The organism is Fusobacterium sp. (genome assembly GCF_019012925.1).
Classification (GTDB): Bacteria; Fusobacteriota; Fusobacteriia; order Fusobacteriales; family Fusobacteriaceae; genus Fusobacterium_A.
Window position 1 is genome coordinate 1 of record NZ_JAGIRL010000051.1, and the last position, 23,812, is coordinate 23,812.

21 protein-coding genes are annotated in these 23,812 nt (G+C 30.7%); 4 read left to right on the forward strand and 17 right to left on the reverse strand.

The genetic code is table 11. The features are described from left to right. From QZ286_RS09415 to QZ286_RS09430, 4 genes are all read right to left on the reverse strand, one after another. Positions 1-425: transposase (locus QZ286_RS09415; protein ID WP_291256712.1), on the reverse strand; the 425-nt coding region annotated here is incomplete at its 3' end. A gap of 14 nt (positions 426-439) precedes the next feature. Further along, a complete protein-coding gene (locus QZ286_RS09420) occupies positions 440-574 on the reverse strand; it encodes a hypothetical protein (RefSeq protein ID WP_291256713.1) in 135 nt (44 codons plus the stop codon). 4 nt (positions 575-578) lie between these two features. Beyond that, positions 579-779 carry a hypothetical protein gene (locus QZ286_RS09425; protein ID WP_291256714.1) on the reverse strand — a complete coding sequence of 67 codons (201 nt, stop codon included), beginning with the start codon at positions 777-779 and terminating at the stop codon, positions 579-581. 215 nt (positions 780-994) lie between these two features. Beyond that, positions 995-1,867: a homocysteine S-methyltransferase family protein gene (locus QZ286_RS09430; RefSeq protein ID WP_291256715.1), complete on the reverse strand. Its 873-nt coding sequence runs from the start codon at positions 1,865-1,867 to the stop codon at positions 995-997. 97 nt (positions 1,868-1,964) lie between these two features. Here QZ286_RS09430 and QZ286_RS09435 point away from each other — a divergent pair, with 97 nt between their 5' ends. The 4 genes from QZ286_RS09435 to QZ286_RS09450 all read left to right on the forward strand — a co-directional run bounded on the left by QZ286_RS09435 (position 1,965) and on the right by QZ286_RS09450 (position 6,757). Further along, a complete protein-coding gene (locus QZ286_RS09435; RefSeq protein ID WP_291256716.1) occupies positions 1,965-3,281 on the forward strand; it encodes a helix-turn-helix domain-containing protein in 1,317 nt (438 codons plus the stop codon). Positions 3,282-3,385: 104 nt separating this feature from the next. Next, positions 3,386-4,918 carry a maltose/glucose-specific PTS transporter subunit IIBC gene (gene malX / locus QZ286_RS09440; RefSeq protein WP_291256717.1) on the forward strand — a complete coding sequence of 511 codons (1,533 nt, stop codon included), beginning with the start codon at positions 3,386-3,388 and terminating at the stop codon, positions 4,916-4,918. 12 nt (positions 4,919-4,930) lie between these two features. Continuing rightward, positions 4,931-6,106, forward strand: a complete 1,176-nt coding sequence (locus QZ286_RS09445) for a MalY/PatB family protein (protein ID WP_291256718.1) — start codon at positions 4,931-4,933, stop codon at positions 6,104-6,106. Positions 6,107-6,205: 99 nt separating this feature from the next. Further along, a complete protein-coding gene (locus QZ286_RS09450; protein ID WP_291256719.1) occupies positions 6,206-6,757 on the forward strand; it encodes a toxin-antitoxin system YwqK family antitoxin in 552 nt (183 codons plus the stop codon). Between the two features lie 48 nt (positions 6,758-6,805). Here QZ286_RS09450 and QZ286_RS09455 read toward each other — a convergent pair whose 3' ends face one another. The 13 genes from QZ286_RS09455 to argS form a co-directional block, all read right to left on the reverse strand. Further along, on the reverse strand, positions 6,806-7,786 hold the full coding sequence (locus tag QZ286_RS09455; protein ID WP_291256720.1) for an NAD(P)H-quinone oxidoreductase: 981 nt from the start codon (positions 7,784-7,786) through the stop codon (positions 6,806-6,808). Between the two features lie 23 nt (positions 7,787-7,809). After that, complete coding sequence (locus QZ286_RS09460; RefSeq protein WP_291256721.1) at positions 7,810-9,273, reverse strand: nucleoside kinase; 1,464 nt, start codon at positions 9,271-9,273, stop codon at positions 7,810-7,812. Positions 9,274-9,426: 153 nt separating this feature from the next. After that, entirely contained in the window at positions 9,427-10,404 is a 978-nt protein-coding gene (locus tag QZ286_RS09465; RefSeq protein WP_291256722.1) for an ABC transporter ATP-binding protein, read from the reverse strand. A 2-nt stretch (positions 10,405-10,406) separates the two neighbouring features. Continuing rightward, entirely contained in the window at positions 10,407-11,396 is a 990-nt protein-coding gene (locus QZ286_RS09470) for an ABC transporter ATP-binding protein (RefSeq protein WP_291256723.1), read from the reverse strand. A 21-nt stretch (positions 11,397-11,417) separates the two neighbouring features. Beyond that, entirely contained in the window at positions 11,418-12,293 is an 876-nt protein-coding gene (gene nikC, locus QZ286_RS09475; protein WP_291256724.1) for a nickel transporter permease, read from the reverse strand. Between the two features lie 15 nt (positions 12,294-12,308). Next, positions 12,309-13,235, reverse strand: a complete 927-nt coding sequence (nikB, locus tag QZ286_RS09480; RefSeq protein WP_291256725.1) for a nickel ABC transporter permease — start codon at positions 13,233-13,235, stop codon at positions 12,309-12,311. Between the two features lie 105 nt (positions 13,236-13,340). Beyond that, positions 13,341-14,876, reverse strand: a complete 1,536-nt coding sequence (locus QZ286_RS09485) for a glutathione ABC transporter substrate-binding protein (RefSeq protein ID WP_291256744.1) — start codon at positions 14,874-14,876, stop codon at positions 13,341-13,343. 412 nt (positions 14,877-15,288) lie between these two features. Further along, positions 15,289-15,546: a 30S ribosomal protein S15 gene (rpsO, locus tag QZ286_RS09490; RefSeq protein ID WP_176846263.1), complete on the reverse strand. Its 258-nt coding sequence runs from the start codon at positions 15,544-15,546 to the stop codon at positions 15,289-15,291. A gap of 134 nt (positions 15,547-15,680) precedes the next feature. Further along, positions 15,681-17,801 carry an ATP-dependent zinc metalloprotease FtsH gene (gene ftsH / locus QZ286_RS09495; protein WP_291256726.1) on the reverse strand — a complete coding sequence of 707 codons (2,121 nt, stop codon included), beginning with the start codon at positions 17,799-17,801 and terminating at the stop codon, positions 15,681-15,683. Next, positions 17,802-19,127, reverse strand: coding sequence for a tRNA lysidine(34) synthetase TilS (gene tilS / locus QZ286_RS09500; RefSeq protein ID WP_291256727.1), 1,326 nt, complete (start codon positions 19,125-19,127; stop codon positions 17,802-17,804). A 79-nt stretch (positions 19,128-19,206) separates the two neighbouring features. Next, entirely contained in the window at positions 19,207-20,865 is a 1,659-nt protein-coding gene (locus QZ286_RS09505; protein WP_291256728.1) for a B12-binding domain-containing radical SAM protein, read from the reverse strand. A 10-nt stretch (positions 20,866-20,875) separates the two neighbouring features. Next, on the reverse strand, positions 20,876-21,832 hold the full coding sequence (gene mltG, locus QZ286_RS09510; protein WP_291256729.1) for an endolytic transglycosylase MltG: 957 nt from the start codon (positions 21,830-21,832) through the stop codon (positions 20,876-20,878). Positions 21,833-22,037: 205 nt separating this feature from the next. After that, entirely contained in the window at positions 22,038-23,750 is a 1,713-nt protein-coding gene (gene argS, locus QZ286_RS09515) for an arginine--tRNA ligase (protein ID WP_291256730.1), read from the reverse strand. Between the last annotated feature and the right edge of the window lie 62 nt (positions 23,751-23,812).

Sequence of the window (23,812 nt, forward strand, 5' to 3'; positions counted from 1 at the left end):
ACTTCAGTAGGTATTTGTTCATTTGTTTTTATCCAACCTACTTTTTCAATTAAGACTTTTTTCTCTTTAACTTTTAATTTTGAAGTATCATTGTAAAAACTAGGTTTACTTTTCTTTTTACTCTTAAATTTTGGCTTATTACCTAAACCTTTAAAAAAATTTTTATAGGCATTACAAGCGTCTTTTACAGCTTGTTTAGTAACATTATTTGATACTTCATTTAACCAAATTAGTTCTGACTTTTTTAGTTGAGTTAATTCTTTTCTGATAATTCCATTGCCAATAAATTTACCACCATTTCTATAATTTTCTTCCTGTTTCGCAAGAGTATAATTATAGATAAACCTAGCAGTTCCAACACATTGCCACAATTTCTGTTCTTGCTCTTTGGTTGGATACAATCTAACTTTCTTTGCAAGTATCATCTTCTATTAACTCCTTAATCATTTTTTATTATAGTTGATATCACAGTTACATAAGCAGGTTTAAAAGTATTATTCTTATCCCAATTTCTAAGAGTTTGAATTGTTTTTCCTATTTTATCTGCAAATTCTCCTATTGAGTAATATTTCATATTATCACCTCAATAGTATTATATCATAATCTTTCAATATCTTATAACTATCCTTTCTCCAAGCTTGAAACTCATTATACATCTTTCCATTCCAAGAAATATCTAAATTCATATCCTTGTCTGAAGTATTAATAATCTCTGTCTTTATAAGACTACTTCTATTTGTTGCAAAAATAAGTTGAAGTTTAATAGTAATTTTTGTCATATTTATGTTCTGATTTGAGTTTTTATTTTCATTAATTGACCTTATGGTTTAAATATTATCATTTTATTTCACTAAAGTCAATATTACAATTGTTTTTTTATTTTTCTTCATATATTATATATATATTACAAAAAAATAAAAAGACTTGCAAATGCAAGTCCTTTTATTCTATAAATATCTTGGGGAAAGATTTAGTATACGTTATATTAACATTTTTATTTGACAATTTTGTTACAATTGAAAGTTTTTACTATTTTTTTTATTTTTCCAATATACTTGGAATCTGTCCCACAACAACCACCTATAATGTGAATATAGTTTTTTTTCAATAAATTATATATATAGTTCTCTAAGTTGTTATCAAGCTCTTTTAATATAATATCATTTGGATAGAATATAATTTTTTTAGAAGTTATATCTGAAATTTTTTCAATAAATTGTGTCATACCTACACAATTAAGTCCATATCCTACTATACTTTCATTATCTATCTCTTTTATTATGTTCTGTATACTCTCTCCACTATAAATTTCACCTTTTTCACTACAAGTGAATGATATTATTATTGGTATATTTAATCTCTTATTTTTAAACAACTCTTCAGATACTCCAAGGGCAAGTTTCAAATTTCTATAATCATATACAGTCTCTATCAATAATAGATCTACCCTCCCATCTATCAATCCACCTATCTGCTCTCTATAACTTTTTCTCAACTCTTCTTCCACAATTGAATTTTGAGTAAGACTCACACCTGTTGGGCCAATAGAACCTGCTACTAACACTCTATTCCCATAGTTTTTAGCTACCTCTTTAGCAATCTCTGCCCCCTTTTTACATATTTTATAGATACTGTCTTCAAACTCTGTTCCCTTCAGTGAAAAACTATTACAATTGAATGTGTTAGTCTCTATAATATCTGCTCCTGCCTCTATATACTCCCTATGTACATCTTTGACCTCAGCTTCAGCTGTTATATTCAAAACCTCAAATGAGGTAGTACTATTAAAAAATTTTTTATCAATATTTTTATTTTTTAAAACTGTTCCCATAGCCCCATCTAATACTAAAACTTTCTCTCCAAACATCTGATACCCCCCTCTTTTTTTGCTGATTTTATCACAAGTAATTTTCTTTGTCAAGTTTTGATAAAAATAGTATAATCTATATTGAAGGAGGAATTTTATGAGTTTAAATAGAAAAGAATTTAATATACTTGATGAACTTTTGAATAGAGAGCTCCCACTTTCATATTTTTCAGAAAAATATAAAGTAAGTGAAAGAAATATTCGTTATAGTATTGATAATCTAAACTTCTATCTCAATAGATTTTCACTGAATAGAATAATTTTAAAAAAAGGAGTTTTAAGTTGGCAGGGTTCTCAAATTACTTTAAACTCTTTTATTGAAAAGATAACAATAGATGAATATATTTTTTCTAAGGAAGAGAGAGAAAACTATATTTTAATAAACTATCTTTTTTCTGAAAATACAAAAATTACTGATATTGAAAAATATCTAAAAGTTAGCCGACCAACTATAAAAAAAGATATCCTCGCCTTAAATCTTGAGTTAAAAAATTTTGAATTAGAGTTCGTTAGAGAAAATAATAGCATCACTATTAAGGGAAAAGAAAAAAAACTAAGACATCTAAAACTTTTAAAACTATTAGAATACATTGAAATAAAAAATAATAGATTACTTTTCATTCAAAAACTATATATTACTGAAAAAATTGAGAGTTCTATTATTAAAAATTATCTTGCAAACTTTAATATCTCTACTCTTTATGACGCAATCTTAAAGATAGAAAAAAAGCTCAATGTAAGTTTTGATAATAATTTTAAGGATCTTATGTGTATCTATCTAATTCCTACTCTTGAGAGAATAAGGAAAAATAAGATCATACTTAAAAAAAATAATAGTAAATTTTTAAGAAATCTAAGTGACTACAATTTAATAAAAAATAGTCTGTCTGAAATAATTCCTGAAAATTTAGAATTCGAGTTTTTACATCTTACTGAATACTTCATTAGTGGTTACTACTCACACAATTTTTCAGAAAATCTTCTCCTAGTTCAAAATTTTATTGAAGAGTTTTCTAAAAATATATCAGTAAGTTTAAATTTTGATTTTTACAATTCTAATAACTTTAGAGAAGAGATCTTAAAATATCTACTTCCAGCTGTCTATAGAATAAAAAATAACTTTTTCCTTTTAAAAAAAGAAAAAACAAGTAATTTCAATAAAATCATCTATGAAAGAGTTAAGACTGCTGTTTTAAGTTGTAACTCTCTATTAGAAGAACCATTTCGAGAAGATGAAATTATATATCTTACTGAAGTATGTGAAAATTATATAGAAAGTGATAGTAATAATGGAATATCTTTAACTAAATTATTAAATTTAATTAGAGAGAATTGTAATGAGCTTAAGGAAGAAAAACTTATTTTGGAACTTTTAACTATCTACAAAAATAAAATCTACGATGATAGAAAATAGGCTTAAAATTTTTTTCAAAAAATTTTGAAATTTAATTGATATTAACAAACTTCTATCTGAAATATATAATTAATGTATTGATATAACATAGGAGGTTCTGAAATATGAGTAAGAAAATTGGATTTTGGGAATTTTTTCAAGGATTGGGGAAAACATTTATGTTACCAGTATCCTTACTTGCTGCTTGTGGTATTATGTTGGGAATAGGAAGCTCTTTTGCTAGTTCAGTAACTGCTGAGATATTTCCTTTTTTAAAGGTCCCTGTTATAAAATTATTTTTTGAATTTATGTCTACTATTGGAGCTTTTGCTTTTTCAAATTTACCTATAATGTTTGCTATGGCAATTCCTCTTGGTCTTGCTAGACAGGATAAAGGAATAGCTGCCTTTTCTGGATATGTAGGTTTTGTAATGTCTAGTATGACTGCTAACTTCTTCTTAAAGGTTACAGGTGCATTAGCTACTCCTGAAAATATGAAAGCTGCTGGACAAGCTATGGTTTTTGGTATTCAAAGTATAGATATAGGAGTATTAGGTGGAGTTATCATAGGTATCATTGTCTATAAGATACATGATAAGTTTTGTGAAATAAAACTTCCAGATGCTTTAGCTTTCTTTGGTGGAGCTAGATTTGTGCCTATTGCTACTGCTGTTATAGTTGGAATAATTGGGCTTGTTATTCCTTTAATTTGGCCATTTTTTAATGGTATCATCATTAAAATTGGAGAATTAATCAGTAAGGCTGGTGTATTTGGTCCATTCTTATTTGGTGCTGGAGAGGGTTTACTTAGACCTTTTGGATTACACCACATTTTAGTTTCTATGATTAGATTTACCTCTGCTGGTGGAGAGGCTATCATCAATGGACAACCTGTATATGGAGCTTTAAATATCTTCTATAAAGAGTTTGCTGAAGGAATATTAGATCCTAATGTAACTAAGTTTCTTTCTCAAGGAAAAATGCCTTCATATATGTTTGGACTACCAGCTGTAGCTCTTGCCATATATCAAACTGCTCTTCCTGAAAATAGAAAGAAAATTAAAGGACTACTTGCTTCTGGATTAGTTGCTTGTGTTATTGGTGGTATAACTGAACCATTAGAGTTTATATTCCTTTTCCTTTCACCAATACTTTATGTTTTCCATTGTATTATGGTAGGACTTGGATTTATGACTATGAGCATTTTAAAAGTTGCTATTGGAAACACCGATGGTAACCTAATAGATTTTATTGTTTTTGGTATATTCCAAGGATTTAGAACAAAATGGTATCTTGTTATTCCAGTGGGAATAGTTTGGTTTGCTATTTACTATTTTGTTTTCAAATATGCAATTATCAAATTTAACATAAAAACTCCTGGTAGAGAAGTAATAACTGATGAATCTAATGTTAAATTAGGAGGATTTGACGCTGAAAAACTTTTAGTTGCTCTAGGTGGAAAAAATAATATTGTATCTTTAGATAACTGTATTACTAGACTTAGATTAGTTGTTAATGATACAAATATTATCAATGAAGAAGAGATAAAAGCGACTGGGGCTATTGCTGTTGTCAAATTAGATGCTAATAACTTACAAGTTATCATTGGTCCTCAAGTACACGTTGTTAAAAATAAATTAGATAAACTTATAAAATAGTGGTGATTAATTATGAATTTTAATACTGTCATTGATAGAAAAGGAACCTACTGTACTCAGTGGGATTATATAGAAGACAGATTTGGAAAGGCAGATTTACTACCTTTTACAATTTCTGATATGGATTTTGAATCTCCAATTGAAATAAAAAAAGCACTTATAAATAGGGTTAATCATGGGGTTTTTGGGTATAGCAGATGGAATCATAGTGATTTTAAAAATTCAATTGAATTTTGGTATAATTCAAGATTTAATTTCCAGATAAATACAGATTGGATACTCTATGCTCCTAGTGTGATCTATTCAGTTTCCAAGCTCATTGAGATGAAATCTAAAAAAGGAGAGGGAGTGTTGATTAATACTCCCGCCTATGATGGTTTTTTCAAGGTTATAATTGATAATGAAAGAAAACTTATCTCTTCTCCTCTCATTGAAAAAAATGGTAGATATGAGATAAATTTTGAAGATTTTGAAGAAAAGTGTAAAATCTCTAAGATATTTCTATTATGTAGTCCACACAATCCTGTAGGAAAAGTTTGGAGTGAAGAGGAGTTAAAAAAAATTATCTCTATATGTAAAAAATACAATGTTTATATTATCTCTGATGAGATCCATATGGATATAGTTTATAGAGGGGTACATACACCTATTCTTAAAGTAGCAGACAATTACAAAGAGAGTATAGCTATCTGTACAGCGGCCTCTAAAACATTTAATACACCATCTTTAGGTGGTTCATATATGTTAGTTCCAAATTCAAAAGATAGAGATGATTACTTATTCATTTTAAAAAACAGAGAAGCCTTGTCTTCTCCAAATATTTTAGGAATAATCTCTACAATTACAGCTTATAATCAATGTAGTTACTGGGTTGATGAACTTTTAAAATATACAAAAGCTAACATTCTTTTTGTTAAAGAATTTTTAGAAAAAAATATTCCTCAATTGACTTGTGAATTTCCTGATGGATGTTATTTTGCTTGGATTAATTTTTCACAACTAAATATATCTAGTGAAGCTTTACAAAAAGCTCTTATTGATATTGGAAAAGTAGCTATTATGCCTGGTAATACATATGGAGAAGAGGGAAAAAATTATTTGAGATTTAATGTAGGCTGTCCTAAAGAAAAAGTGGAGCTAGGTCTTCAAAAATTAAAGCTTGCTGTTGATTCTATAAAAAATAATTAAATTTATATATTTTACTCTTTATTTATTCTCTTTTATGGAGTATACTTGTATTAACTTAAAATATTATTATTCAATATCATTGGCAGAGGAGGAGTTAATATGACTAATCAATACAACAAGGCCGGTAAAAAAGAGGGGCTATGGGTTAAAACTTATGACAATGGTGCTATTCAAGAGGAAAAAAACTATGTTGATGGAGTTAGACATGGTGAATACAAATCTTACTATATGAATGGTCAAATTGAAACTAGAAAGTTTTACAAAAATGGTAATATTGACGGAGTTTACGAAACATTTTATAGTGATGGAAAATTAAGTTCTGTCCGTAATCTAGTTGATGGAGAGGCTAAAGGACTTTGTGAGGAGTACTACCCTAACGGGAAATTAAAAAGAAGCTCTTTTTATGAAACTACTTCTACTACAAGTAAAAATATTAAATACTATCCTAATGGACAAATCAAAGTTAGTGTAAACTTAAAAAATGGAGCTATGTTTGGAATATATAAAGAGTATTACTCAAATGGAACTCTTCATCTTGAGTGCCACTACACTGATCATGGAAAACTACATGGTGGTTACAAAGAGTATGATCCTGCAGGAAATCTTATAAAAGATTGTAACTATATCAATGGTATTGAGCAAATAAAATAGATGTAAAAATGCACCTTATCTTCTTAAAGATCTGGTGCATTTTTTATATTATTCAATAACTTTAATTACAATTTTTCCCATATTTTTATTCTCTTCCATATAGGTATGGGCTAGTTTTATCTCATCAATGGAAAACACTCTATCTATTATAGGAGTTATAATTTTCTTTTCTATCAATGGAAGTACTTTTTGAGAAAATTCTTGAGATAATAAAGTTTTATACTCAACTGTTCTTGGAGTTAGAAGAGTTCCTGTTATCTGTACTCTCTTCATCAAAAGTTGTAAGATACTCATTTTTTCTACTTCTGTTCCTCCTAAAATCCCAATCAATACCATTCTTCCATCAATTTTTATACTATTCAGATTTTTCTCCCAATAAGATGCCCCTACAAAATCTAAAATTAGATCTACTCCCTTTCCTTGAGTCTCATCTAAAACTATCTTATCAAACTCTTTTTCTTTATAGTTTATAGCTACATCAGCACCTAATTTTTTACAAAATTCCAATTTCTCTTCAGAACCTGCAGTTACAATCACCTTAGCTTTTCCTATCTTTTTAGCTAATTGTATAGCTGCTGTTCCTACTCCACTAGCTCCTGCGTGGATCAAAACTGTCTCATTCTCTTGCAACCCACCTAACCAGTAAAGTGTTTGATAAGCAGTTAAGAATACCTCTGGAATAGCTGCTCCCTCTTCATATGTAAGTGTCTCAGGTAATTTTATTGCCATCCCCTCTGGAATTGTACAGTATTCAGCATAAGCTCCTGAATTTACCAATCCCATAACTCTATCACCTAATTTGAAAGAGCTATTCTCATCTATTTCTACTACCTCTCCAGAAATCTCTACTCCTAAAATGGGATTAACTAATTTACCAGCTTTACCCTCTCTATTGATTATATCCGTTCTATTAATTGCTGTATAGTGAACCTTTATTAATAACTCTCCACTATCTCTCTTGGGAATCTCCATCTCTGTAACTCTTAATTTTTCTACATTTCCATTTTCTTTAACAACAACACACTTCATTCAATTATTTCCTTTACCACATTTTAATATTTATAGAATAAACTTCCACCTATGAACTCTTTCAAAATTGAATCATCTGGAATTAAATCTATCTTTATATCTACAAAACAATATAGAAATCTCATCAATCTCTTAGCTTCCTCATAATATGGGCTACTTGGTTTTATTCTAATCAACTCTCTCAAAGCGTAGTTCTTCAAAACTCCTAACTCATACACAAGATTACTGTTAAATAGAGCATCTGCCTCCTCTTGGAATGGGAAAATATGTCTCTCTTCTCCCCTTCTTACAGAAGCCCACATAGCTAGAGTTCCCTCTCCCTTCTCCTCTCTTGACAAGCTATCTCTTACCAATCTTCTAATTTTTCTAACATCACTTGTTGAGATTCTATTATGCTTATCAATATTAAGTTGTGTTAGACAACTAATATAGATTTTAAACTTGTTCTCTCTTGGAATTACTTGGGTAAGTCTCTCATTTAGACCATGGATTCCCTCTATTACAATTATTCCATTTTCATCTGCAAGTTTCTTTAGATCTCCTACATCTTCACGCTCTCCAGTTATAAAGTTATATCTTGGAATTTCAACCTCTTTTCCATCTATCAAATCCTTCAAATTCTCATTTAATAATTTTATATCTAAAGCGTCCATTGTTTCAAAATCCTTTTGTCCATTCTCATCTAAAGGAACATTAGCTCTACCAATATAGTAATTATCTAAAGATATCAATGCTGGCTTCATTCCATTCGCCTTTAGGTGTATGCAAAGTCTCATACTAAATGTTGTCTTTCCTGATGATGATGGACCAGCAATAGTAACAAGTTTGATCCCCTTATTCTGTGAGATCTGTTCAGCTATCTTAGCTATATCCTTGTGATGTAGAGCTTCATTTACCTGTATTAACTCTCCTATCTCTTTATTTAACACCTTCTCATTCAAACTTCCCAAAGTATCTACACCTAAAATCTGATTCCATTTTCCTGACTCTGAAAATATTTTTGCTAACTTTGGAGTGTCTATTTTTGGTGGAAGTACCAAATCCTCTGTCAATGGATATTTTATTATAAAGCCTTCATTGTATTTTGTAAGTTCAAAAACTCCTATATCACCAGTAAATTTATAGGGTTTCTCATATACATAATCATGGTAACCATCAATAGAGTATTCCATTATACTTGTCCAACCACTATTATCTAATAGTTTTCTTACATCTTCTCTCTCTATTGTTTCACTTTTAGCTTTTAACTCCTCATTATTCCCAACTACCAATTCTATTGGATAGTTTTTATCTATAATCTCTTTCATTCTATTGGAAATCTTCTCTATGCCTTCCTCTGTCAATAGGACATTTTCAATCTCTCCATAAACCCCATTATTAAGAGAGTTGTCTATGATTACATCTCCATTTGGGTATATGTCCTTTATAGCTTTTAGTAAAATAAGTTTTAGAGTTGTTGAATATTTTTTTGCATTAAATTTTAACATAATCTCACCTCTTTTGTTATTTACTATATTATACCTTTTTTGTTCAAATAATTTAATAACATTTTAGAAAAAAAGTTGTTGCAAACCCCTTTACAACAACTTTTCTCCACTATATTTCAACTTTTAAATTCATATGTCTACCCTAACTAGACTCTATTTTTCAATGAATCCAAGCTCTTCAGCTAGATGACAAGCATAGAAGTGCCCTTCTCCAACCTCTCTTAACTTTGGATCCTCTTGTCTACATATATCTTTTGCATAGATACATCTTTTTGCAAATCTACAACCTTTTTCAGGATTTATAGGAGATGTAATCTCACCTTGAAGTTTTATTCTCTCCATTTTTTTCTTAACACTTGGTACTGGTATAGCTGATAAAAGAGCCTTTGTATATGGGTGAATTGGATTTTTGAAAAGCATCTTAGATGGTGCTTTTTCAACTAATTGTCCCAAATACATTACAGCTATATCATCAGAGAAGTGTTTTACAACTGATAAGTCGTGTGTTATGAACATATATGTAAGTCCAAACTCCTCTTGTAAATCTTTCATCAAGTTTAGTACCTGTGCTTGAATAGATACGTCTAGAGCTGATACTGGCTCGTCACAAACTATAAACTTTGGTTTCAATGCCAACGCTCTTGCTATTCCTATTCTCTGTCTTCTTCCTCCATCCAACTCATGTGGATATGTATTCATAAGTCTTTCACTCAGACCTACTATCTCCATTAACTCTTTTACTCTTTTCTCTAATTCCTCTTTACTTTTACATACTTTATGGATAATTAATGGCTCGGCAATTATCTCACTTACAGTCATTCTTGGGTTAAGAGAAGCAAATGGGTCTTGGAAGATGATCTGCATTTTCTTTCTCATCTCTCTCATCTGATCTTTTGAGTAGTTTCTGATATTTTCTCCCTCAAAAAGTATCTCTCCATCTGTAGCCTCAAGTAACCTTAAGATAACCCTTCCAGTTGTAGATTTTCCACAACCAGATTCTCCTACCACTCCTAAAGTTTTTCCTTCACAAATAGTAAAGTTTATATCATCTACTGCATGTAAAAGTCCTTTTGGAGTATTAAAGTATTTTTTTAAGTTTTTTACTTCTAATAAAACTTTATTATTTTCCATTATTAATTCTCCTCCCCTACTACTTTTACTCTTCCTTCACAAACAAAACATCTTGCTTTGTGATTATTACCTAAATCAGTAACTCCTGGTTGCTCTTTAGAACAAAGTTCTGTAGCATGAGGACATCTAGGATGGAATTTACATCCTGATGGTAAATTTGTAGGATCTGGCATCAATCCTTGAATTGGTTTTAATCTTGTACACTCTTCATCTAGACTAGGAATTGATCCGAATAATCCATGAGTATATGGATGTTGTGGATTTTCAAAAACATCTATCAAACTTCCTGCTTCTACTATCTCACCAGCATACATTATTGCAACCTTATCACACACTTGTGCAACTACTCCCAAGTCATGTGTTATCAATATCATAGCTGTTTTAAATTTCTCTTTTAATTCATTCATTAAATCTAGAACTTGTGCTTGTATAGTAACGTCTAGTGCTGTTGTTGGCTCATCTGCTATTAAAAGCTTTGGATTACAAGCTAAGGCAATAGCTATTACAACTCTCTGTTTCATTCCACCAGAAAATTGGTGTGGGAAATCATTTGCTCTAGCACCAGGGATTCCAACTAGTTCAAGCATCTCTTTTGCTTTTTCAAAAGATCCCTCTTTCCCTAATTGCTCGTGTAGTTCGATAACCTCTGCAATCTGCTCTCCTACTGTCATTACAGGGTTTAATGAAGTCATTGGATCTTGGAATATCATTGAGATCTTATTTCCTCTTATCTTTCTCATCTTCTCTTCTGATAAAGCTAATAGATCCTCTCCCTCAAATGTGATCTTTCCATTTAATATTTTTCCTGGAGGATTTGGAACAAGTCCCATTATTCCTAAAGCAGTTGTTGTTTTTCCTGCTCCAGTCTCTCCAACTAGTCCTATTGTTTCTCCCTCTTCTAATTCGATCTCTAAATTATTTACAGCAGATACTACCTCATCTTCTGTAACATATTGTATAGTTAAATCTTTTATCTCTAATAATTTACTCATTGACACTTCCTCCTAATATAACTACTGTTTCAATCTTGGGTCTAACGCATCTCTTAATCCATCTCCTAATAAGTTAAGAGAAAGAATTGTTATCATTATTGCTACACCTGGGAAAGTTGTAACCCACCAAGCATATCTTAGATATTGTCTACCACCAGATAGCATAGATCCCCACTCTGGTGCTGGAGGTTGAATTCCCAATCCGATAAAGCTTAAACCTGCTGTTGAAAGTATTGCACTTGCTACTCCTAAAGTTGCTTGTACAATTACAGGAGCCAATGAGTTAGGAATAATATGTCTAAAAATTATTCTTGTATTACTTGCTCCAATAGCCTTAGCTGCTTCTATAAACTCCTGATCTCTTATTGAAAGTACAGAAGCTCTAACTATTCTTGCATAACTTGGTACACTTGATATACTAATTGCTAACATTAGATTCAGTATGCTTGGTCCTAATGCTGATACTATTGCTATTGCAAGTAATATACTTGGTACTGCTAGGAATATATCCATAATTCTCATTATTGTATTATCTAATTTTCCACCATAATAACCAGCAACTGCCCCTAATACTCCACCTATTATGATTGAGATTCCAACAGCTACTATACCAACTTGTAATGATACTCTTGTACCATGTACAAGTCTTGCAAAAATATCTCTACCAAACTCATCTGTTCCAAGCCAATGTGCTGCACTTGGTCCTTGTAATCTCTGTGCTAAATTTTGTTTTATTACTACGTTATCATAGTTTGCTATAACGTCAGCAAAGATTGCTAGTAAGAAAAGAATTATTAAGATTATTAGCCCTAGAATTGCCATCTTATTTCTCTTTAATCTTCTCCATACTTCCACCCACTGACTTCTTTTTTTATTTGAAGTGTTTGTACTTGACATCCTTTCTCCCCCTTACTACTTATATTGTGATTTTATTCTTGGATCAACATAAGCGTACAATATATCTACCAATAAGTTTACCACACTAAAAGCTGCTGCTAAGAATACAACGGCTGCCAATACTGTAGGTGTATCTTTTTGTCTTATTGCATCTACCATCAATCTTCCAACACCTGGCCATGAGTAAACTGACTCTGTTAAAACTGCTCCACCTAATAGATGTCCAAATTGTAATCCAACAACTGTTATTATTGGAATAAGTGCATTTTTTAAGGCGTGTTTATTAATAACAACTTTTTCAGTTACACCCTTTGCTCTAGCTGTTCTTATATAATCTTGTCTTATTACCTCTAGCATTGATGAACGTGTCATTCTTGTAATTATAGCTGCAGATCCTACCCCTAAGGTAATAGCAGGTAGTATTATACTGCTCAGTCCATTATATCCTCCAGAAGGTAGCCAACCTAATTTTACTGAGAAAGTTAAAATTAACATAAGTCCTAACCAGAATACTGGCATTGATACTCCTAATAAAGCGATTACCATACTAAAACTATCTAAGAAAGAATACTGTCTTGTAGCTGAAATTATACCAATTGGAATTCCTATACAAACAGATATAATAATTCCTATAACTGCTAATATCAATGTATTTGGGAATCTTGCAAATATCTCTCCAAATACCTCTCTTCCAGTTGTATATGATCTTCCAAAATCCCCCATTATAGCATTTTTTACAAATCTAAAATACTGCATAAAGAATGGATCATTAAGTCCCATCTCTTCTCTCAATTTTAAAACTGCTGCTTTTGGTGCATTTTCCCCTAATATTAATTGAGCTGGATCTCCTGGTGTTAATGACATTATTGCAAAAACTAATAATGAAACTCCTAACAATACAGGAATAAGTAGTAAAATTCTTTTCAATACATACTTGTGCATACTATTTTTGACACTCATCCTTTAAATCAAGTGTCCTCTCCTTTCTTTCTAAGTTTTAATTTTTAAAACAAAAGGCTGTATCTTTAAGACACAGCCTTTTTTAAACTAATTTGATTTAAATTTTACTCCATAAAGTCTATGATGTCCTGCTGCTTTCAGCTTGAAATTTTCTATATTTTTTTGTAATGCTGCATTTTGTGCTTTATATGCAGTAATATATAGAGGAACATCTTCTTGAACCATTATTTGAACCTCTTTATATAGCTCTTTTCTTTCTTCTTGATCCACTGAGTTTCTAGCTCTTGTTAATAGATCATCAACTTTTGGATTTGAGTAGAATGATCTGTTTCCTGCTCCTCCGAAAGTAGAACTATGTAGTAATGGGAATAATCCATAGTCTGCGTCACCAGTTACACTTACCCATCCAAGGATAAACATTTCGTGATCTCCTCTTGCAGTACCATCTAAGAATGCTCCCCACTCAAGAGTTTCTATTGTCATATCTATTCCTATCTCTTTTAATTGAGCTTGTAATATTACAGCAATATCTCTTCTATCTGGATTTTCATTGATCCAAATTGTTGTTTTAAATCCATTTGGATATCCAGCTTCTGCTAATAATTGTTTAGCTTTTTCTACATTGTATTCCCAAGCTTTTGCTTCATCTGTATGTCCAAATACTTTTGGTCCTATTAATGAGTTAGCTTTTGTTCCTGATCCCTTATAAACCGCTGCTATTATATCATCAGCATTGATTGCTGTTGCTATAGCTTGTCTTACTTTTACATTATCAAATGGTGCTTTTTTAGTATTAAATCCAATATAGTCAATTGATAAAGATGGCTCTTCTAAGAATACAACTGTATCATCATTTCTTAATTTGTCTTTATCTAATCCTTCGATATCATAAGCTATATCAATCTCACCAGTTTCAATAGCTATTGTTCTATTTGATCCCTCTACAATAGGTCTAAATATTACATTTTTTATAGGAGCCTCTCCTAAGAAGTACTCAGGATTTGCTTCTAGAGTTATTCTATCTCCTGATTGCCATGAAACAAATTTGTAAGGTCCTGTTCCTACTGGATGTTGTCCATAAGAATCCCCATACTCTTTTATAGCTTTTTCATTCATAATTGCTGCTGTTGGGTGTGATAAGTGGCTTAATAAAGCTCCAAATGGTTGAGTTGTAGTTACTTTAACAGTGTTGTCATCAATAACTTCTACTCCCTCTACAGTTCCTATTATATGAGAAACTTGAGGTGATGCTTTCATTCTATCAAGTGAGAACTTAACATCTGATGCTTTTAATTCCTCACCATTGTGGAATTTAACACCTTTTCTCAAATGGAATATAGTTGTCTTTCCATCTGGCTGTTCCCAAGATTCTGCTAATCCAGGAACTATCTCCATATTATCTCCCTGCTCTACTAATCTATCATAAATTTGTACTGTTACTCTTGAAGATTGTGCGTCATTTGTTGCATGTGGATCTAACGATTTTGCCTCCGCTCCATCAGATACTACTATTGTATCTTTTACTTTTGCATCTCCACTTGCTGCATCTTTACTTCCACCACAAGCTACAAATAAAAATACTGATAATAGTGTTGCCAATACTAAACGTAACTTCCCTTTCATATTCATAGTATTTTCCTCCTAGTTTTTTTATATTTCAGTTTTTTGAAAAAAATTTTTCAACGAGCATATTTTTTTAGAGTATTATATTAAGATGTGTTTCTTTATAATACTCTTATTCTCAAATTATTATATTTTCTCCAAATAACGAAATACTTTTTTATCTTATACTTAGAAATTTACTACATTATCTAATATTTGTCAAATTAATGATATATATTCATATGATTCAAATTATAAATTAAAACTATATTTATTTCTTTTGTAATCCTGTTTTGAAAAAAATACCATTTTATTGGTATTAATTTATAAAAATTTTACTATTATTTTTTCCTTCTTTCAAAAAATATATGTTTTTTATATATTTTTTCTATTATAAAAAAAACGAGGTATAAAACCTCGTTCTCTGCTAAAACTATTTTCTGATTCCTAATCTAGCGATTAAGTTTCTGTATCCTTCTAAGTCTTTCTTAGTTAGGTAAGCAAGTAATCTCTTTCTTTGTCCTACCATTTTTAATAATCCTAATCTTGAGTGGAAATCTTTCTTGTGAGTTCTTAAGTGATCAGTTAAGTGGTTGATTTTCTCTGTTAATAGAGCGATTTGTACCTCAGTTGATCCTGTATCTCCTTCAAATTTTCCAAACTCTTTAATGATTTCTGCTTTACTTCTCATAGCCATTTTGAATTCCTCCTAATTATATATTATCTAAGCTAAGTAATACGAGGCTAACCGCAAAACTGAGCTTAAATTCCTTTGTAATTATATCACACTTATACCATATTGTAAAGTATCTTTATAAATTTTTATTAATCTTCTATCTCCATATTTGAGTTCTCTAATATCTCTACTGTTTCACTCTCTTGCTCTATCTCATCTATGCTCTCACCTTTCATAATAGCTTCAAACTCCTCTCTATTAAGGTGTTCTCTCTCTAATAATGCCTTGGCTACAGCATCTAACTTATCATAGTATTTAGTAAGTATATCCAAAGTCTCCTTGTACATAGTTTGAACTATTTTAAAGATCTCTTCGTCTACCTCTTTACCTGTTACATCACTATAATATTTTTGTTGGAAATAATCTCCCTCTTTTGTATTATCCAATAAGATCGGTCCAAATTTCTCATTCATTCCAAATCTTGTAACAATAGCATGAGCTATAGCTGTAGCTCTTTCAATATCGTTACTTGCTCCAGTTGTAATATCTCCAAATACAATCTGCTCTGCAGCTCTTCCACCATATAATACTCTCATCTCATCTAAGAACTCATTTTTTGATTTATAACTTCTATCCTCTTCAGGTAAAGCCATTGTATAACCTCCTGCCATACCTCTAGGAACGATAGATATCTTATGAACTGGATCTGTATTAGGTAGTGCATAGTGCATTACAGCGTGTCCAGCCTCATGATAAGCTGTTATCTTTCTCTCTTTCTCTATCACTTTTTTAGATTTTCTCTCTGGACCTATACTTACCTTCTCTGAAGCCTCTTCTAAGTCCTCCATAGTAATCTCTTCTCTATTGTCTCTTGCTGCTAAAATTGCTGCCTCATTTAATAGGTTTGCCAAGTCTGCTCCTACAAATCCTGGTGTCTTTTTAGCTATTGTTCTTAAATTAACATCTTTAGCTAACTTTTTATCTCTTACATGAACTTTTAATATCGCTTCTCTTCCATCAATATCTGGACTGTCAACAAAAACTTGTCTGTCAAATCTTCCTGGTCTCATTAGAGCTCTATCCAAAATCTCTGGTCTATTTGTTGCTGCTAAAACTATTATAGTTTCATCAGTACCAAATCCATCCATCTCAACAAGAAGTTGGTTAAGAGTTTGCTCTCTTTCATCGTTTCCTCCACCTTGTCCAGATCCTCTCTTTCTTCCAACTGCATCTATCTCATCTATAAAGATTATACATGGAGCATTTTTTCTTGCTTTATTGAATAGGTCTCTAACTCTTGAAGCTCCTACCCCTACAAACATCTCAACAAACTCAGATCCTGACATACTGAAGAAAGGAACCTTTGCCTCTCCAGCCACCGCTTTAGCCAGTAAAGTTTTTCCTGTTCCTGGTGCTCCTAATAATAATACTCCTTTAGGTATTCTTGCACCTATATTTTTGAACTTTTCAGGCTCTCTTAAAAACTTTACAACCTCTTCTAATTCCACTTTAGCCTCTGTAATTCCTGCAACATCAGCAAAAGTTACTTTAGATACATCTTCTCCATTCTCTTTAGCTTTTGATTTTCCAACATTGAAAATTTGTGGTCCTCCACCATTTCCTTTTCCCATTTTATTCATCATAAATATCCAGATTCCTATTAATAATAGCATAGGGAACCAAGATATTAAAATATTCAACAACAATGGCATCTGTTGAGGTGGAACTGATTTTATTCCAACTCCATTATATTCTATAGTCTCTACTAGCTTAGGATCTCCTCCCAATCTATCAGTTATCATTCTAGCACTGTACACGCTCTTTTCATCAGCTGAATATCCGTATACATACCCCTCTTTTTCATCTACTTTTTTGATTTTACCAGATTTTATATTTTGAATAAACTCTGTATATGAAACCTCGTCACTTGGTGTTTTTGCAGTATCTGATAAGATTGAAGGCAGAGACATCACCAATGTTATTATGAATAACAACATTATAAATCCTTTAAAGTTAAACTTTCCACCCAACTGTTTAAACTTATTCTCTTCATCTTTTTCTTTAGGATTTTTACTATCTTTATTCTTAGACATTCCCTCTTTAAGTTTATTTCTAAGCTCCTCTTTTCTCTCTTTTACCTCTTCACTCTGTTTTTTCTCTTCATCTTGCTCTGAAGCTTTATTTTCATCTTTTTCTTCTAAATTTAACTCTTTTTCCTTCTCGTCTATCTTTTTATCTTCATTCTCATCAAATAAATTCTTATCGTTCAATTATTTTTTCCTCCTTGCACTTAATTTAACGCAGTACTCTTCTGTCCCCTTATACTTCTCATTTCCTCTTATTCCAGCTATCCAAACTATATCTTTACCATATGTTATCAGAGGAATAGAGTCTCTTTTCTCCTTCTCAATCTTCTCATTAATAAAAATATCTTTCAGTTTTTTTTCACCCTTCATTCCTGTTGGAACTATCTTATCACCATCTTTTCTTACTCTTACTAAAAGAGTATCCCCTCTTTTTATATTAGTATAATAGACATCTCTATTTTTTTCCTTCACCTTTTCATAACTAGCTTCTATGATGTAATCTCCAAACTCTATTACACCTGGCACAGTCAAACTCTTAGCCTCCAAACTCTCTTTAGAAACTCTATTCCCATCTATTCTAAGTAGATTATACTCCTTCTTTAAGACATACTTCTCACTTAAAATAAGCTCTTGACTTCCACCATTTTTCAAAATACTCTCAATGAGATTGATCTTCTCTCTATTTACCTTGATATTGTATCTATAAAGAAATTTACTTAAGATCTTCCCTCTTATCATCTTTGAAAAGTGTAAAATTTCATCAATATTTAATTCTTTACAGTTAGAAAATCTCTCTATCTCTCTTTCTACAAAATTGTTTGTCTCTCTTATCTCTTCAATCAGAGAAAAAATCTTATCTTTAAATTTCGGATTATATCTCTGCTCTATAAATGGAATCAGATCTAACCTTATACTATTTCTAGTAAATTCATTTTCTAAATTTGTACTATCTATACAGTAGTCAATCCCGTTTTCGTCTAAATATCCTAAAATCTCTCTCTTATAAACTTCAGAAATCGGTCTAATATAGATACCTCTTTTAGAGTTTATCCCCTCTAAACCAGAAAGTCCTGTTCCTCTTGACAATCTAAACATAAAAGTCTCTATCTGATCATCTTTATTGTGAGCTAAGGCTATCTTATTCCCACCAATTTTATCCAAGATCTCTTGATAAAATCCATATCTTGCTTCACGTCCAGCTTCCTCCAAAGTCAGACCCTGTTCCTTTCCCAGTGTTGTTATATCAATCTTTCTAGCGAATACCTCTATGCCCCTTTCTCTTCCATATTCAATTGAAAAATCCTCATCTCTTTGAGCCTCTTCTCCTCTCAACAGATGATTAATATGGACTAAAACGAAGTCAAATTCAATATACTCTTTTAATTTTAATAACATCTCTGTCAAAAAAACTGAATCTGGTCCTCCTGAAAAACCTATTACAAGCCTATCTCCATTCTCAATTAATCTCTCTTTTCTATTTTTCTCTATTATCTTTTTGAACAATCTCATAAAACCACTCTTTTATATATCATTTCATAAAATTATAACATATATTAACCTATTTTTCCAAAGTTTTTTATAAATAGAGTCAAGAATTTTTTACCACTTTGGCTGTTTTATCTCTATAATCAAAGAACATATATATATCTTCAAAAGATTTTGTAAATATGTTATATTTAAATCTCTCTAACTCACTATTCTTATGTCCCTCTCTTATACTCTTATAATTTTCCTCTTTTATTAGCTTGTCATAAAGCTCTCCATCCTTCTCACTCTTAAACCATTCAGGATAAAAACCTGCTTTACCAAGCATTAAATAATCATATTTTAAGTATTCTAAAAATACATCTTTTTCCGAAAACTCCTTTTCCTCATAAAAATTATATAAAAGGGTAAATAGTGCACTCTCTTTATGACTAACCTTTAAATATCCATTTCTATCAAAGTACTCTGCTACCTCTTCATAAAAATCAAAAGCACTACTATAATGAGTATCTATAATCCACTGTACACTCTCTTGAAACTTCTCAGAATTATAGTAAAAATCTAAGACTTTTTCAAGATTTTTTAGCTTAATTATCTCACCAAAGCTTATAAAATCATTTGAAAAAACTTCATAAGGTGGCTTAGAAAAATATCTATATCCATATTTCTCTCTTTCATCATACATCTTTGTCCCCTTCAAAAGTTTTAAAAATCCCAACTGTATCATCTCTGGTTTCAATTGATGTACATAGTCAAAAGATTTTTTAAACTTCTCGTAGGTATCATAGGGTAGTCCCGCTATCAAATCTAAATGTAGATGTATATTTCTACTAATTCTTCCTATATTGTGAGCTAATTTTTCTAAATGGTTAATTCTTCCTATGCTCTTCATAGCTTGAGCATCTATTGTCTGTACCCCTATCTCAAATTGAAAATAACCCCTAGGTACTTTTTCTAAGAAATCCAATGTTTCCTCATCAAAGATATTAGCATTTATCTCAAAATGGAATGTTATTCCCTCTCTGTAATTCTCAAGTAGGAATCTCCAAATAGCCATATATTTTTCCTTGCTTAAATTAAAAGTTCTATCTACAAACTTTAATAATTTTATAGGTGAGTCAATAAATCTCTTTAAATCCTTCTTGGTTCTCTCAATAGAATAGTATCTCACACTCTTATCAATTGATGACATACAGTATGAACAGTTAAAAGGACAACCTCTTGAAGATTCATAATAGAATATTTTCGTTCTATCCAATAGCTCCTCATCATCATAAGGAAATGGTATCACATCTAAATTATCAATAAGAGTCTCCATTCCATTATATTTTATCTCCTGGTCTTCCCTGTAGACAACTCCTTTTACCTCTTTTATATCCTTTGTAAAAAAGTTTAAAAGTATCTTCTCTCCTTCACCTGTAAAAATATAATCTATTTCACTATTTTCTTCAATTGTTCTTTCCCATTTATATGAAACTTCTGGACCACCCAATGCTATTTTTACATTTGGTAGCACTTTTTTCAACTCTTTTATCAATGAAAAAACATACTCCTTGTTCCAAATATATGTAGAAAAAATTATCATATCTGGTTGCTTTTCAAATAAATCTTTGATTATATTTATCAACTGATTATTAATATTAGTCTCATAAATATCTAATCTAGTATCACAATTCTCCTCCACATATTTTTTTAAATACCTAACAGCCACATTCAAATGTACATATTGGCTATTTATTGATGCTAAAACTATTTTTTTCACTCTTTACTCCTTAATTTTTATTTTTCCTTTGAAATTCTAAATGCTCTTTATATGTTTTACTAAAGTAATGACTACCATCTCCAGTTGCAACAAAAAATAGATAATCTGTTTGAGCTGGATTGTAAGCTGCCTCTAAAGAATCTACTGCTGGATTAGATATAGGTGCTGGTGGTAATCCTTTATACTTATAAGTATTGTATGGAGAATCTACTTTTAAATCTTTATAGTATATTCTCTTCTTACTATAATCATATACATAGTTAACTGTAGCATCTGATGAAAGAGTCATTCCCTTTTTTATTCTATTATAAAATACTGATGCCATTATTGGCTTTTCACTTTTAACTAAAGCTTCTCTTTCTAATATAGAGGCCATTATCAACTTTTGATAAAACTCATCCTTATCTGGGTATTTTTCACTTGGAAATTTCTTTAAAAACTCTTTTAACATAGTATTTATAAGTGTTCTTTCATCAAAATTCTCTGGTAAAAAATATGTTTCTGGATATAGATAACCTTCAAAATTCCCCTCTGGTGTTGGATAAGGAAACTCTTTACTAGCCTCTTTCAACTCTCTGTAAAATTCATCTCTGTCTATCTGCTTATTCTCTTCTAAATATGCTACGATCTGCTTTATACTAAACCCCTCTGGAATCGTTATTTTTACAATTCTTCCCTTTCCAGATTCTAATATATCTATTATTTCTTCTAATGAGTACTCACCCTCAATATGATATGTTCCAGCTTTTACTCCTCTTCCATTGTTTCGTAACTTTAAATATACTTTAAATATTAAGCTATCTGATTTTGGTAGCTTGGCTAGAGATCTCATAAGTGGTTGATTTTTTTCTATATTTAATTCCAAATTATAGTCTGTCTTTCCTTTAATTTGAAAAAATATATATCCACCTAAAATAATAAGTGAAAAGGTTAAAAATATTATCACACTATATAATTTTTTTTTCATTTATTTTTCTCCCTGTATTTATCATCTCTTAATTATTATTTTTTCTTCAATTCATAAATTCTCCTCTTACTCTTACTAGTGATACTTTATGTCTATTATACTTGATAATATCTTAATTTACAAGTTAACTTCCTTTTATACAAAAACTTTTTAAAATAAAAACTACACCCTCTATTTTAAAATATTAGGTGTAGTCTATATATTCTTACATTCTATCTAAAGTTTTTATTCCTAGTAAATCTAGTCCATCTTTTATAGTTTCACCAGCTATCTTAGCAAGTAATCCTCTTGAGAATAAAATCTCATCCTCTTGATTAAGAATAGGACAACTATTATAGAAACTGTTAAATTTCTTAGATAATTCAAATAGATAGTCAGCTATTACATTTGGTTTAAATGTTTCAGCTGCTTTGATTATAACCATTGGGAATGCTGCTATGTGATTAGCTAATGCCTTCTCTTGCTTATCTTTTATAACTATCTCTTTGCTATAATCTATTGTTTTACCTTCAGACTCTGCTTTTCTCAATATTGATTGAATTCTTGCATAAGAGTATTGAAGATATGGTGCTGTATTTCCTTCAAAGCTCAATATCTTATCCCATTCAAATATTATTGGACTCTGTCTATTTTGTGATAAGTCAGCATACTTAATAGCTCCAACTCCAACTATTTCAGATATATTCTCCTTTTCAACTTCTGATAACTCTGGATTTTTTTCATTGACTATATCATAAGCTCTTTTCTTTCCTTCATCCATCAGTTGCTCAAGTCTAATTACATTACCTTTTCTTGTAGAGAACACACCATCAGCAAATCTCATAATACCAAACCAAATATGGTGCTTAGGAACTTCCCAACCTAACATATCAGTTATTTTAAAGAACTGTTTGAAGTGATCTTGCTGTCTTTCATCTGTTAAGTAGATTATCTTGTTTATATTGTAGTTATCTTTTCTGAATTTAACAGTTGCTATATCAGAAGTTGAGTATAGGAAAGCTCCATCTTTCTTCTGAACTATACATGGGAATAGATTATCTTCTTCTGGGAAGAATACAACCTTTGCTCCATCATCTTCTACTGCTATATTTTTCTCAATTAACTCCTCAACTACACCTTGCATCATATCATGATAAAAAGACTCCCCATAATAAGTGTCAAAGTGTACATCTAATCTTCCATATAGTTTCTCATACTCATCTAAAGACACTTTTATAAACTCTTTCCATAGAGCAAAGTTCTCTTCATCTCCATCTTGTAACTTTTTAAGTTCAAGTCTTGCTTCCTCTTCCAACTCTGGGTGCTCTTCAGATTGCTTAGTAAACTCTACATAAACTCTTTCTAACTCTTCAATAGCATTTACTTTATAAGCTTCTTTATCAAGCCATCTTCTATAACCTATGATAAGTTTTCCAAATTGAGTTCCCCAATCTCCTATATGGTTATCAGCAACTACATTGTAACCTAAATATCTATGTATTCTTGCTATAGAATCACCTATTATTGTAGAACGTAGATGTCCTATATGCATTCTCTTAGCTATATTAGGAGAAGAGAAATCTATTACTACATCTCCCTCTCTATTTAAGAATGAAAAATCATACTTTTCAGTTCTTGATTTTTTTAATAACTCACCTAAATATTCATTCTTTAAGAATATATTTATAAATCCTGGTCCAGCTATCTCTAATCTCTCAATTACATTATTCTCAACTAAATTATCAACTACCTCTTGTGCTATTGCTCTTGGATTATTACCTATTATTTTAGAGTTCATCATAGCAAAGTTTGTTTGAAAATCTCCAAACTTTTCATTAGTAGCCACTGATACTTCTATTTTTTTCAACTCTTTATCTGGATAAAGTCTTTTAACTGTTTCTTCAAATATTCTACTTATCTCTTTCTCAATAATATGCACTTCATTTCACCTTCTTTTAACTATATTTTGTGACATTTTTTCAAATAAATAAAAAAAAGGGA